Origin of the sequence: Pseudoalteromonas sp. EB27, from assembly GCF_001974875.1 — a bacterium.
Classification (GTDB): domain Bacteria; phylum Pseudomonadota; class Gammaproteobacteria; order Enterobacterales; family Alteromonadaceae; genus Pseudoalteromonas.
Genome location: NZ_MTQD01000005.1, coordinates 245,281 through 259,122, shown reverse-complemented (window position 1 = coordinate 259,122; position 13,842 = coordinate 245,281). Strand labels below are relative to the sequence as shown.

At 39.1% G+C, this 13,842-nt stretch carries 13 protein-coding genes and 1 pseudogene; 10 read left to right on the top strand and 4 right to left on the bottom strand.

Features of this window, described 5'->3' with window-relative positions:
• Positions 1-135 precede the first annotated feature (135 nt).
• The 7 genes and pseudogenes from BW142_RS08025 (at position 136) to BW142_RS07990 (ending at position 5,987) form a co-directional block, all read left to right on the top strand.
• A complete protein-coding gene (locus tag BW142_RS08025) occupies positions 136-714 on the top strand; it encodes a hypothetical protein (protein WP_076924504.1) in 579 nt (192 codons plus the stop codon).
• On the top strand, positions 704-1,681 hold the full coding sequence (locus BW142_RS08020) for a hypothetical protein (RefSeq protein ID WP_076924503.1): 978 nt from the start codon (positions 704-706) through the stop codon (positions 1,679-1,681). Before BW142_RS08025 ends, BW142_RS08020 begins: the two co-directional genes overlap by 11 nt.
• The gene (locus BW142_RS08015) at positions 1,674-2,264 is read left to right on the top strand and encodes a hypothetical protein (protein WP_076924502.1); all 591 of its coding nucleotides are present in this window, start codon (positions 1,674-1,676) and stop codon (positions 2,262-2,264) included. Before BW142_RS08020 ends, BW142_RS08015 begins: the two co-directional genes overlap by 8 nt.
• A gap of 93 nt (positions 2,265-2,357) precedes the next feature.
• Positions 2,358-2,495 (top strand): annotated as a pseudogene (locus BW142_RS08010) (transposase); the annotation flags it as partial.
• A 69-nt stretch (positions 2,496-2,564) separates the two neighbouring features.
• Positions 2,565-3,711 (top strand): IS3 family transposase gene (locus tag BW142_RS08000; RefSeq protein ID WP_143475920.1). Its coding sequence is split into 2 segments (ribosomal slippage): positions 2,565-2,812 and positions 2,811-3,711, totalling 1,149 coding nucleotides; the frame shifts between segments, so codons are not numbered across the junction.
• Positions 3,712-4,303: 592 nt separating this feature from the next.
• A complete protein-coding gene (fadR, locus tag BW142_RS07995; RefSeq protein WP_076924499.1) occupies positions 4,304-5,017 on the top strand; it encodes a fatty acid metabolism transcriptional regulator FadR in 714 nt (237 codons plus the stop codon).
• Positions 5,018-5,381: 364 nt separating this feature from the next.
• The gene (locus BW142_RS07990; RefSeq protein WP_007378637.1) at positions 5,382-5,987 is read left to right on the top strand and encodes a peroxiredoxin C; all 606 of its coding nucleotides are present in this window, start codon (positions 5,382-5,384) and stop codon (positions 5,985-5,987) included.
• Positions 5,988-6,046: 59 nt separating this feature from the next.
• Here the strand turns inward: BW142_RS07990 and BW142_RS07985 are convergent, their stop codons facing one another.
• Positions 6,047-8,638 carry a TonB-dependent receptor gene (locus tag BW142_RS07985; RefSeq protein WP_076924498.1) on the bottom strand — a complete coding sequence of 864 codons (2,592 nt, stop codon included), beginning with the start codon at positions 8,636-8,638 and terminating at the stop codon, positions 6,047-6,049.
• A 697-nt stretch (positions 8,639-9,335) separates the two neighbouring features.
• Positions 9,336-9,815 (bottom strand): SsrA-binding protein SmpB, encoded by a 480-nt coding sequence (smpB, locus tag BW142_RS07980; protein ID WP_024599180.1) that lies wholly within the window; start codon positions 9,813-9,815, stop codon positions 9,336-9,338.
• 147 nt (positions 9,816-9,962) lie between these two features.
• On the opposite strand from smpB, the gene BW142_RS07975 reads away from it, so the two are divergent.
• Both BW142_RS07975 and BW142_RS07970 read left to right on the top strand, forming a co-directional pair.
• Entirely contained in the window at positions 9,963-10,403 is a 441-nt protein-coding gene (locus BW142_RS07975; protein WP_007584120.1) for a type II toxin-antitoxin system RatA family toxin, read from the top strand.
• Positions 10,400-10,723, top strand: coding sequence for an RnfH family protein (locus BW142_RS07970; protein WP_007584122.1), 324 nt, complete (start codon positions 10,400-10,402; stop codon positions 10,721-10,723). The genes BW142_RS07975 and BW142_RS07970 overlap by 4 nt, the downstream gene beginning before the upstream one ends.
• Before the next feature lie 132 nt (positions 10,724-10,855).
• Here the strand turns inward: BW142_RS07970 and BW142_RS07965 are convergent, their stop codons facing one another.
• The gene (locus tag BW142_RS07965; protein ID WP_024599178.1) at positions 10,856-11,215 is read right to left on the bottom strand and encodes an outer membrane protein assembly factor BamE; all 360 of its coding nucleotides are present in this window, start codon (positions 11,213-11,215) and stop codon (positions 10,856-10,858) included.
• A 107-nt stretch (positions 11,216-11,322) separates the two neighbouring features.
• Here BW142_RS07965 and BW142_RS07960 point away from each other — a divergent pair, with 107 nt between their 5' ends.
• Positions 11,323-11,652 carry a GIY-YIG nuclease family protein gene (locus BW142_RS07960; protein WP_024599177.1) on the top strand — a complete coding sequence of 110 codons (330 nt, stop codon included), beginning with the start codon at positions 11,323-11,325 and terminating at the stop codon, positions 11,650-11,652.
• Positions 11,653-11,747: 95 nt separating this feature from the next.
• On the opposite strand, the gene BW142_RS07955 is transcribed toward BW142_RS07960, so the two are convergent.
• The gene (locus tag BW142_RS07955) at positions 11,748-13,667 is read right to left on the bottom strand and encodes a methyl-accepting chemotaxis protein (protein WP_076924512.1); all 1,920 of its coding nucleotides are present in this window, start codon (positions 13,665-13,667) and stop codon (positions 11,748-11,750) included.
• Positions 13,668-13,842 lie beyond the last annotated feature (175 nt).

The following is a 13,842-nucleotide window of genomic DNA, read 5'->3' as shown; positions in this document are numbered from 1 at the left end:
TTGGCTCGAACGTCTTGTTAAAAACATTAGATGTTTGGCATTCAATATTCGTAACCAACAGAAGCATATTCCACTTAATATAATAGTCAGTTACTTTTAAATTAAGTGGCTTGGTCGAACTATAAGTGTATTCAAGTGCTAAATGACTTTGGTGTGATGTTTGATACGTACAGTGAGTTAGGAAAGCGAGGAGTTGGTCAGGAAATGTTCCATAAATATGGTTATCAAAAGGAGCATTATCCGCCATATTCATGCTTTACAGAAAGGTTGAAAATCGGTAAAGAGTCACGAGGTAGTATTCCGTTGATCGATGGGTTGAACAACTACAATGAGAAAAAGGCTCTTTGCTTTGCGATTTTTGATGGTCAACACATTGATGAAGAACATTATAAAGCTACCCGTGCATCTGAAGCATTTATGAAGGAACTACAAGCGAAAGGTGAGAATGCCACTTTAGGCCAATGGCTTGATAAAGCTGTTGAGTGGAATGCCGAAATTTTTACTGAACGCTTAGAGCGTAATGCAAAAGAACCGTACGATAGAGATGCTCTGGCGAAACAAGGACGCAAAGCCGCTGTTGCCATGAGAAATGTTACACAAGCGCACTTTGTTAGTTTGGAAGGTTCTAAAGTATTGAGTCTCAAATTAGAAAATGGGAAACACAGAAACAAACCAAGCCCAAAGACAGCGAGCAGAGACCAAAATGATTTATAACCACGAAATTTCACGCCTTCGTGAAACCAAAAACAGAGATACAGTTCTAGCTATAATGGTCAGTGTTCCTGACAACGGCAGTATGCCGACGAGTGATGTTTATCTTGGTATCTTTGATGAAAGCAAGGATAGTGGCTTTTGCTTTTGGGTAAACAGTACCATACTGGATGCCGCTATGACTCAGTCTAACCAGTTCTGGTGTGTAGATAATGAAGGGCATGTATTTACAACATCAACATTGGTTAACGCCCCTTTGGCAGTATTGGAGGACGTTTCTTTTGGTTATAAAAAAGAGTACCTCTCCAAAGTTAATGCCTATCGTTTTTCTGAGTTACCAATCAATACTTTATGGTGTAGTGACCTAGTAACTATATTTGCAGACGAATCGGGTACTGTGTGTCATATCGAAGGTGACAAAGTCACGTTACACTCTCTGGATCTAATTCCATTATCTTTTTTTGGAAATACTTACAACGATTTATATCTATATGGCCGAAAAACGAAGCTCTGGCATTTCAATGGTATACAGTGGACTGAAATAGCATTGCCTGATGTTGGGCTTGATCATTTAGCGATCTCTGGAGGAATTGTACTTAGTGACGGGGATGTGATATTTGTGACATCTTACGGATTTGTTTTCAAAGGTAATGCTAAAAAAGGATTTTCGCTACTCTCTACTCCCAAAAAAACTTATTCGGGGATCTGTCAGTATGAGGGGCGTTATTTTGTTAGCGCAAAAGATGAAGGGTTGTTTGAGGTGACTAACATTGATAATCAGTGGCAATTTCATCTCATTTCACCAGCGCGGCTTCCTCTTTCACTTCATACAATGGGTAAGGAAGGGAACCAGGCTCTATTTATGGCGAGCGCATTGAATATTGGGAAACCGCATTTTGTTGTTGTGGATCCAGGCAACAATATTGGAGAAAAAGAAAGAGCATATAGCTGGGAGATAAACATTGAATAACATAACGGTCGTACAGCAGATTGAAGAACTTTCTGTTTATGCAAATTACCTAGATGAATCTGATCAACGCAAGCTGGTGGTTTGGTTCGAGTTGTTAAGAAATGCACTTCAAAGCAATGATCTAAACAAATCGCAGAGAGAGTCGTTGTGTCGACTGATGGTTGCTCAATGTACGCCAGATCGTTGTAAGAATGCAGGAGCTGTATTGTTCTATGTTCCATATGCACTTCGCTGTTACTTTATTCTAGGAGATTTTTCTGAGGGAAATCTTAGGAGTATGAAGGGTTTATACGCATTATTAGACCCTGAAGATTTGATTGAGGTATTAGATTGCCACTTTTTCTACCACCAACTTTTTGGTTTTCCCAAAAAATTGGCGAGCATCATAGAAGATGCAGATAAACAATCAGCTCAATCGTCTATTAATGTTAAAGCGTTTGTCTCAGCTATTAAACAAGCAAACACAATGACAATGGGGGCGCTTAACAAGCTTGAATATTTACCAAGTGTTGAATCAGATAGTGCTTGGAAAAAGTTGCCGTGGTTGAAGTGGCAGTTGGATACTATGAAGAGCGTAATTTAAGGGAATTGGAATGCAATAGAGTATGTTGTAGTGGTTTAATGATCTCGGACACCAAATTAGGTGGTAAAGTCTCCACCGTAAATGAGGTGTTCAATGACAAAACGACAGCGATGTACATTTTCTTCTGAGTTTAAAGTAGATGCCGCAAGCTTGGTTCTTGATCAAGGTTACTCAAAATCTGAGGCAGCACGCTCTCTAGACATCGGTGATACGGCCATACGGCGCTGGGTCGATCTGGACTTCCCATAGTTTGCTAGACACCCAATGAGTTACATTGTAACTTCTAATTAGAGGTGTTTTATGAGCAAAGGCAAACGGTATACCCAAGAATTTAAAATAGAAGCAGTTAAACAAATAACTGAACGTGGTTATTCAGTTGCTGAAGTATCAGAACGATTAGATATTTGTACCAAAACGTTATATCACTGGCGAAGCCAGTTATCAGAGAAACCCAAACAAACCAAATCATCAGATGAACAACTAAGGATCGCCAAACTTGAGGCCGAGCTAAAACGTGTCACGGAGGAACGCGACATTCTAAAAAAGGCGCAAGGTACTTTGCCAGCAACCCCGAGTAAAGTACGCTTTTATTCGTGAGCATCAAAATGAGTTTTCTATTGTTGCGATGTGTAAACTATTTAAGCTACACCGCAGTGGCTTTTATGCGTGGTTAAAGAAGCCATTGAGTGACAGAGCAATCGAAGATAATCGTTTGCTTAAGCTTATTAGAGAGTTTTACGTTGCCAGTGGTGGCACTTACGGTAGTCCTTGGATACACGCAGATTTACGTGAAGCTGGTGAGCAATGTAGTGTTAATCGCGTAGCTAAGATCATGCGCCAACATAAACTCAAAGCGCAAATAGGTTATAAACGTTGCCATATTAAAGGCGGTAAAACATCGCGCATTGCAGATAACTTGCTAGCTCGTCAGTTTAATCCTCCTGCGCCGAATCAAACTTGGGTAAGTGATATTACTTATGTGAGAACCTATGAAGGCTTCTTGTATGTAGCAACTGTCATGGATTTATTCTCTAGGCGCATCGTAGGCTGGTCGATGGATAAAAACATGGACAAGCACTTAGTAATTAAAGCATTGCTCATGGCAGTTTATCAGCGCCAACCCAAAGCTGACGTAATGGTACATAGTGATCAAGGAAGCCAGTATGGTAGCGCTGATTACTTAGCCTTTATGAAAGAACATAACCTTGTACCCTCAATGAGTCGAGCTGGGAATTGTCACGATAATGCAGTTGCTGAAAGCTTTTTTGCGACGATTAAAAAGCGAATAGTTAAGCGTAAGATATATTTGACAAGGGAAGATGCGAAAGCTGAGATATTCAATTTTATAGAAATGTTCTACAATCCAAAAAAACGCCATTCACACACAGGCGGTGTTTCACCTGCTAAGTTTGAGGAAGCGTATTTTTCTGAGTTAGAAACTGTCTAGTGAAAGCTGGGAAGTCCAGATCGTGTCAAATTCTCAATTTCATTTACAATTGAACTCATTTAAAAGACAAGTGGAAGAAAAATTAGCAGAGCAAACTCCGCTTGTACCTAAGTCAGAGTAAATAAATTTCACAAGTTACTCAAACGGACACTGCTTAGCAAAGCGTTACCAATGTCCGCTCATGGCACAAAGCAGTCACTGGTAACGTTAACGCGATAAGTTAGACTGTTTCTGGTAAATTCATTATTTTTGCCGGATGTAGGTTGGTTAAGCCGAAGGCGCCACCCAACATGCTTTCAAATTCACTTTTCATCCGCAATTGGCACTAAGCCGACTTCAGGTATTTACACATAGTTGCTTAGGTATACGTCTGATTATAATTTTTATATATGTGGACTGCGTGTTCAATTAAAATCCATTTTTGCTACTTTAAATCGGCCAAAAATCTCACGCTGTGCAACAATCTCACCTTCGGTATGTATGATCACTTATTAATATACCTGACTTTACTTGTTAGTTATGCTTCGTCTGGTACAATCAGTCAGTTATTCGTGTAAAACGATGAGTGTTGATTAATTCGAGTGGGAACTGGATGAGAATTTTTAAAGCGAAAAGCCCAGCAGGATTTGCTGAAGAATATATAGTTGAATCTATTTGGAACGGCGATTTCCCTCCAGGTTCAATTCTACCTGCCGAGCGAGAACTTTCAGAGTTAATTGGTGTTACAAGAACGACCTTGAGAGAAGTATTACAGCGTTTAGCACGTGATGGTTGGTTAACAATTCAGCATGGTAAACCGACAAAAGTAAATAACTTTTGGGAAACGTCAGGCTTAAATATTCTTGAAACATTAGCGCGCTTAGATGAAGACAAGATGCCAGAGCTGACAGATCAGCTTTTATCTGCACGTACTAATATTAGTGCTATTTATACACGTGCTGCAATTAAGTTAAATCCTGAACGTGTAATTGAAATTTTATCACAAAGCCATGAGCTAGAAGACACTGCGCAGGCATTTGCTGACTACGATTATAAAGTTCATCACGAATTAGCCGTTGCGGGTAATAACCGTATTTATGTATTAATACTCAACGGTTTTAGGGGCTTTTATTCAAAGATTGGTTGTCATTATTTCTCTGATGCCGGAACTCGTGAACTTGCTCGTCAGTTTTATAAAGATTTAACAATTTTGGCAGAAAATAAAGAGCACGATGGTGCTATTTCGATGATGCGTAGATACGGTCATCAAACAGGTGAGATTTGGCAAAAAATCCGTGGCGATATGCCCTCAGATATAATGGATTAAATCTAAACGAGAAACCTGCATTTGCAGGTTTTTTTGTATCTGTAAAAATTAATACTACATTATATGATTTTTTAAACAATTTAACGTACTGACTCTTCTTTAGAAACGTCCAAAGCTCTATCTAATTACAACGCAGTTTACATTTCAAAATAGACATATTATTCAAGCAAATTTGTGCAAGTTTTAAGTGTTCGTTATTTTCGATTGCTCACATCGTTAAATGCGATTGTTCTTTTGTGGTGAATAACTTTAAAATGCCAACTAATTATACGTATGCGCTATTGGTTTTTAATTTTTAGCGCCCATATAAGTACCAGCATTGCGAAAGCAATTGAAAACAAACTCAAAATATTTGGAGAATAAAATGGGTGTATTAGTAGGCCGCCAGGCACCAGACTTTACCGCTGCAGCTGTTCTTGGTAACGGTGAAATTGTAGATAGCTATAATCTTCATGAAACCATTAAAGGTAAAAAAGCAGTTATCTTCTTTTACCCACTAGATTTCACGTTTGTATGTCCTTCTGAACTTATTGCATTTGATAAGCGTTTTGAAGAGTTTCAAAAGCGTGGCGTAGAAGTAATTGGTGTTTCTATCGATTCACAATTCTCACATAACGCATGGCGTAACACTGCTGTTGCAGACGGCGGTATTGGTAAAGTTCAATACGCACTAGTTGCAGACGTTAAACACGAAATTTGTAAAGCGTATGACGTTGAGCATCCAGAAGCGGGTGTTGCATTTCGTGGTTCATTCTTAATCGACGAAGAAGGCAATGTACGTCACCAAGTAGTGAACGATTTACCACTAGGTCGTAACATCGACGAAATGCTTCGCATGGTTGACGCGTTAGCGTTCCACACTGAGCACGGTGAAGTATGTCCTGCTGGTTGGACTGAAGGTAAAAAAGGTATGGACGCAAGCCCTGAAGGCGTTGCTAAGTTCTTATCTGAAAACGAAGGCGAGCTATAATCTAGCCCTTAGTTTTAAATAAAAAAACCGCCAATTGGCGGTTTTTTTGTGTCTTTTATTTAGAAAGAAAAGCTTACTTTAGTGTACAAGTAGCGGCCACGAGGGTTATGCACAGCTGATGCATAACCGTATAAATCGCCATCGCCATCACCAATTGCAAATGGTGGCTCTTCATCAAATAAGTTATTAACACCTAAAGATATTTTAGCTGACTCAGTAATACGGTACGACGTTTGTAAATCAACAAGCGTTTGCGAGTCAATCATACGTGAAGTATTGCTATCAAAGTCTAAATTGCCATCAAAGTCGATATCAGGCGTATCTTCAAATTCACCTACATAACTGATATTTACATTGGTGTTAAACTCACCAATTTCCCAGTTGGTTGAGAAAATAAAGCGATGCTCTGGGTAGCCATATTCACCGGTGTAATCACGACCATTTTTTTCAAACTTATCTTGATATGCCCACTCTAGATTGAATTTAAGTAAACCTAAGTCATCAAGAGAGTGGTTATAGTTTGCTGAAACATCAACACCAGATACTTCCTGCGATGATAAATTTTTAAATGTGCTGTGTATTTTTTGTATTGTGCCTAAGCTTGCACCGCCTGTAGGGGCTAAACGAACACATACAGTACTATTTTGGTTACCGCATTCTGCTGCATAAATAGGACCAAATTCTTCTTCATCGATTTTGTTATCTTGAGTAATACTCCATACATCAACACTTAAACCAAACTCAGCTGTAGGTGCCCAGATAACGCCCACGTTCCATGATTCTGACTCTTCTGCTTGTAAATCAGGGTTACCAGAGAACTCAATGTTGTAATCAAGTGCTTGGCAATCTAATCCCGTTTGTTCACAGCGCTGCGTATCAACAAAAAATTGGCTTTTTTGCGACGGACCTAAGCCTATTTGCGCTAGCGAAGGCGCTCTAAAGCCTTGCGCCCAAGAGCCACGAACAGTTACTTCGTCAGTTGGTGCCCAGCGCAAAGCTATTTTTGGATTTGTTGTTGTACCAAAGTCGCTATAATCATCGTAACGACCTGCTAATTGTAGTTCGAGGTTTTCAGCAAGCGGGATTGAGAATTCAACATATGCAGCGTATTGTTCACGATCAGCAGAAGCTGATACTGATTCAGTACCAAATATTAAGCCACGTTGAAATTGATCATCAGGGATATCATTTACATCTTCTTCGCGGTACTCAATACCGGCGGCCATCATTACAGCTTCGCCACCAAAACTAAACGCTTCACCTGTAATGTTAGCGTCAAAAGAGGTCATATGAGACTCACCGCGACGTACTAAGCTGGTTGTGATTCTGTCAATTACAGCAGGGTCGTTATATGTGCCACCGAATGGATTATAGTTACCGGCATCAATTTCTTGTTGTAAGAAATCGGTGCGTACCCAGCCTTGTGTACGATCGCCAGTTTGTAGTGATTTACTGCGACCTTTTTGTACCGCAGTCTCCCAGCTCCAATCGTTTATTTCGCCCTTCAACCCTGCAACAAAGCGTAAGGTATCTGACTCAATGTCCCATTGGCGAGCACCAGCATCTACTGTACGGTAGCGACCAATTTGAATATCTTCACCAAATGGATTGTTTGGATGACTAGCGGGTACAGTAAGGCCTGCATCTTCATCAAGTGGTGTTGGTGCACCAGCAGCGACAGAGCTATTATGCTGAACAGCCATTTCTAAAAAGCCAGTAATGCCGTTATCAAAGCGGTATTCAAATTGTGAAATAGCGCCTACACGCTCAGATGCTGGGGCAACATATCCATATGGACCGTAATCAAATAAGCAGCTACCACTTGAAGTTGCATTTTCAGCAGGACAGGCAGGGTCGATTGTTTTAACGCCATCTACGTAAAAGTAGCCCGGGAAACCACGAGATGAACGGAAATCTTCACCACCATAAGGTGCTTGGTTTGCAGTGCCAAGGCTGCCCATTTCATCAGAAGAAAGAGATGTGTTTTTAAAGTAATCGATAATAACAGATGCACTACTTTTTTCGCTTGTAGTACCCCAAACTAGGCTTGCTGTTGTTTCTTCATAACTTGGACCATCAGTACCGCCATAGCCTAGGTTAATCTCAACACCATCAATATCTTTCTTTAAAATAACGTTAACTACACCCGCTACTGCATCTGAGCCGTAGATTGCTGATGCGCCATCTTTGAGTATATCTATGCGCTCAATAGCAGAAACAGGGATACTGTTTATATCTACAAATGAGTTGGTGATACCTTCAGCAAAGGCACTAATTGATACACGGCGGCCATTGATCAGTACGAGTGTTGCATCGGCTCCTAAGCCACGTAAGCTTACTGCAGCTGAACCGTTAGCGGTTGAATCTTGGTTGTTACCACGAGTAGAGAAAGTACCGCTACCTGCTACAGGCATTCTTTCTAGAAGCTGCTGCAAGTTATCGTAACCCATGTTTTCGATTTCAGCTCTACCGATTGATTGTACCGGAGAAGGCCCTTCAATATCAGTTCGCTTAATACGAGAACCAGTAACCTGAATTCGCTCTACTTTTTTAGCTTCTTCAGCTGCGTAAGCCGTTGTTGTAAAACCTGCTGATAATGCGAGTGTTGCGCCCACAATAATGCTTGGTGTAAATGCAGTTGATTGCTTCATCCTTAAGTCCTTGTTGATATATTATAAAATTATTTGCTTAACAAGCGCGGGTATTAATATCATGTAACTTAAGTGTTAGCAATTAGCTTAATTTGTGATTTAAGTATTAGTTTCAATGCTTTTTTGTGGGTTTTATAACCTTATTTACACTTTTTTTTAGGTGAAACTAAGCGTGAATAGGACATAGACTTAATAATTGTTATATAGCTAGATGAAGCCATGTGTGGAGTTGCTAATGATTAAAATAATTTGTAATAATTTATTTCTATAAATTAAAAATTTTGTTTTATCTGCTTTTAATTTGAGAGGGGAAGCTGATGCTAAAGGCATTGAAACTTTCTGATTTACGACTGTGTAGATACAGGAGGTAGGGTAATGCTGGAGCAATTGCTGAGAATGGCTAAGTAATACCAGCCTGCATAAATCTTTGATCAATTTAACGAATTAAATTGCACTATAACGTCGTTAAAAATTTTTTATTTAGAACAACTAGATATAAAAATTTTTGCCTAGTTCTAGCGTAATTTTCTTAACGTTAAATAGACCCCATATATAAGCAGATTGGTATAACAAGTTTTGTCTTGTTATCGATACAATTTTCTTATTTCAAAGTAGATTACTTAATTGAGCGAGCTGGTATTATTTGAGTTTTTATATAGGTGAAATTAAAAACGCCTAATAAATTAGGCGTTTTTATTTATGCTTTATGCTTCATTAAGCGTTCTTTTTCACGCGACCAGTCTTTATCTTTACCGTCTTCGCGTTTGTCGTGTAGCTTTTTACCCTTTGCTAGATGAAACTCAAGTTTTACCCAGCAGTTTTTCCAGTACATCGCTGTAGCTATTAAAGAATAGCCATCGCGCTCTGTAGCACCGAATAAACGGTCAAGTTCGCGTCTGCTTAATAGCAATTTACGATAACGTAGCGGGTCGCAAATTACATGGGTCGAGGCACTAATAAGTGGCTGAATCTGACTGCCAAGTAAAAATGCTTCGCCATTTTTAAGATGAATATAAGTTTCTGTGATATTTACTTTACCAGCTCGGATACTTTTAACTTCCCAGCCTTGTAGTTCAATACCTGCTTCAAACTTATCGTGTAAAAAATACTCATGTCGCGCTTTTTTGTTTAGCGCGATGGTATTACTTGTCGATTTTGATGAATTTTTCTTAGCCATAGTGCCCTATAATATACGTAATGTGAGATGTTTTACATCGATTTTTTTAATAATGCTTTTAAAAATTTAGCTTTAATTTAAGCAGCATGAAAATTTGGGGAAACGCGCAAAGCTTGCTAAAATTCGCCCACACAGTTGGGAGTGAGTATGCCACAAATAGAAAAAAGTGCGCTGGTTATGTACAGCACTAAAGAGATGTTTGATCTAGTTAATGATGTAGAAGCTTATTCACAGTTTTTACCAAATTGCTCAGATTCAAAAATTGTTTCACAGCACGATAATAACATGACCGCGAGTTTAGAAATATCTAAGGCGGGTATAAAAAAGTGGTTTACCACCGAAAACACCTTTGTTGATGAACAAACCGTGTTATTACGCCTTGTTGATGGTCCGTTTAAGACGTTAAAAGGGCGCTGGCATTTTCAAGAGCTTGACGCCAAAGCATGTAAGGTTCATTTGCACCTCGAGTTTGAATTTTCAAGTAAGTTAATAGAGCTTGCCTTTGGAAAGATTTTTAACGATGTAGCAAAAAATATGGTGAGTGCATTTACTCAGCGTGCAAAACAGGTTTATGGAGCGCGAGTATGATTAATGTTGAGGTAGTCTTTGCATTACCGACCACAGCCACGTGCTTATCAATTGAAGTGCCACAAGGGACTACAGTAGAGCAAGCTGTTATTCAGTCAGGTATTATAGAAAAGTGTCCGGAAATTGATGCCACATCGCTAACGTTAGGTGTGTGGAATCGAACTGTAAAAGCTAACTATGAATTAAAAGACGGTGATCGTATAGAAATATACCGGCCATTAATTGCAGACCCTAAAGATGCTCGCAGAAAACGTGCAGAAAAAGCAAAAGAAGAGGGGCGTGCAAATAAAATAACGGGTGGTCGCCCACTCGAGAAGTAATACCTATCGGCATAAACCTCGAACCGTTTAACAGATTAAATCACACGCTAACGTGGTTAAAATGGTAAAAGCTTTTTAAGTAAACCAATAAAAAAGGTGAGCCATGCTCACCTTTTTTACTACTTGAGACGTTTATTGCTCTAGCGGTGTAGTAAAGTTTTCAGGTTGATCATAATCACCTGAGATTGAAACTAACTTTTCATTTTCAAAGTTAATTACTAACTCTTTATTTTGTTCGTTTTTACGGCCTTTATTGAAGCTGTAAATATAGCGCCAAGTATTGTTATCAAAGGCGTCCTCGGCAATAGGTCTACCTAATACATAAATAACTTGCTCTCGGGTCATATTTATACGAAGTTTTTCAACATCCGACTGCTCTAAAAAGTTGCCTTGTGGGATGTTAATTCGGTATACCCAGCTAGAGCAACCTGCTGCTGAGCTAAGTGTTAAAGCAACGATAAGCCAAAGAGAAAAAGTTTTTAACGACTGCATTGTTAGTTGTGATCCTTATTTTTTATAATCTGCATGATACCGATTAGTCACTGAAGGTAAAACCCTTTTAAGCAATTGTTTTATGTTAAGGGCGTTAAGGTAATGTTTTGACCACTAATAATGAAAAAAGTTTACAACACATTGAAACGAATATTTTAAAAGCTGAGTCTACTTGGTTTTTATATATAGTTGAAACACGATTTGGTCATTGGTACACAGGGATCACGACTAATGTTGAAAAACGCTTTGCAACTCATCAAGCAGGGAAAGGGGCTAAAAACCTTAGAGGCAAAGGGCCGCTTTTACTTATTCATCAACAACAAGTGGGCAACAAAAGTGAAGCAAGTAAGCTTGAATATCAATTAAAAAAGCTCTCCAGGGCCAAAAAGGAAGCGTACGTTTTAGCATTTAATAGCGGCACTATTGAAAGCGCTTAACTTGTTCAAATTAAGCATATTCGTTGTGAGCAAAAACTACCATTGATTATAGCCTTTGCTCACGGTAAACATACAGTTTTATAGCTACTTACTACTTAGCGGTGTTTTTCAAAGGTCGCTACAAGTGCATCAAGTGTTTGTGCGCTGTTTGCTAAGTCTCTAATAGCTTGCTCTGTATTGATTTGTTCGCTCATAGCTTTATCGCTAATTTCGCTAATTTGCTCAATATTACGACTTACATCGGCAACCACGTTACTTTGCTGCTCAGTTGCAGTCGCTATGAGCGTAGCCATATCGTTAATTTGATTGGCTGTTTCGGTTATCGTATCGAGCAATTCTACTGAGTTTTGCATAGCACCAACGCTTTGCTGTGCTTTATCTTTCGATTGACCAATATCGTTAACTACATCTTCAGATATTCTTGTAAGTTCTTCAATCATAGATTGAATTTCGGTGGTTGATTGCGATGTGCGGTTTGCCAGTGCACGTACTTCATCAGCAACAACAGCGAAACCGCGCCCGTGTTCACCAGCGCGAGCAGATTCAATTGCAGCATTTAAAGCAAGCAGGTTAGTTTGATCCGATATGCCTCTAATTGAGTCAACAATACTTGCTATATCAACCGTTTTTTTAGAAAGCAAAGTAACTTGCTCTGTTATGCCATCAATATCGCTGGCAAGGGCTGATATAGTTGCTTGGCTTTGGAGCACTTGTTTGTGACTTTGAATGGTGTTTTCGCGACTGTTATCGGTTAACTTTGCTGTATTTGCTGCGCTTTGCGCTATTTCTTGTACTGTAGCGCCCATTTCGTTGATTGCTGCTGCGACAGATATTGTTTGCTCTTTTTGGTTGTCTATTGCTTGAGAGTTTCGTTTTGCTTGTTCAAATACATGATCAGAACTTTGACGAATATCGTGGCTTTCGCTGGCAACCTGAGTAATAGCTACCTCTATTTTATTAATAAACTGATTGAAGCCATTACTTAGATTGTTAAGCTCTGGTTGGCTCGATTCTGGTAAGCGATATGCTAAATTTGCATCGCCTGAGCCTAAGCGTGAAAATAACTCAGCCATTTTAGAAAGTGGAGATGAAAGTGAGCGAGCAAGCAAGTAACTGATTAAACTGGCAACCAATGCTGTAATTACCGTAAAAGTAAATATTTGCCATTGCAGGGTATTTACGCTTGCGAAAACTTCACTTTTTGGCACTTGGGCTACAACATATAAGTCGGTGTTTTTAATCGGCATAGCAGCAACGAGTGTCGGTTCACCATTTAAATTGATTTCTTCTAGTGCAAAGCCATTACTATTAAATAGTTGGCTGTGAATATTTGCAGTATATAAATCATCAATATTTGCTTTAGCTACTTTACTTGCATCTTTATGAAGCTGAATCAATCCACTTTTATCTGCAATGAATACAAAGCCTGTTTGCTCAATTTTAAATTGCTGTAATAGCTTTTGCATATCAGTGATGCTTTTTGCAAGACCTGCTAAACCAGTACCATTAGCCTGCTGATGATTTACAAACATTTTCACATCATTGGCTGACTCTTGATAAATACTGATAGAGTAGGGTTGTTTTGATTGCTTAAAAGCAAAGAACCAGCCATCGGCTGCATCGTTTTTTAACACACGCAAAAAACCATTCTGGTTCCAGTACTTTGCGGTGTCTCTATTTGCCCAAGATGCTGTGGCTAAATCGTATTGCTGGGCAACGCGATTTAATTCTTTTAATAGTAATGTATCGTCTTGGTTGTTTGATTGAGCCCATTGTAAAATAAATTCGTTTGATGATAGTTGCTGAGCAGCACCGAGTAACTCGTTGATTTCACCGCCTATGTGATTGCTGATTGTTTGCAGTTTACTAGGAAGCTCTGACTCAATCATACGTCGCTCGATAATATCCTCTGAGCTGTGTAGGGAAGTCAAACCAATCAGTGCGGCTACGCATATAGCAATAACACTGCCTAAAGCTGTGATTTTTTGAGTGATCGAAAGATTTTTTATCGTCATGATATTAATTAATTTTACAACTAAATAGAAAAACATATTAGCACATTATTTATTTGGAACTAAATATTGGCTAAGCAGAATAAGCAAAGATATACCAGATTGGTTAAAGTTTTATTAACAAGCATAAAAAAGCCCACATGCAAAAAGCATACGGGCTTGGTTTCTAACAAGCGAA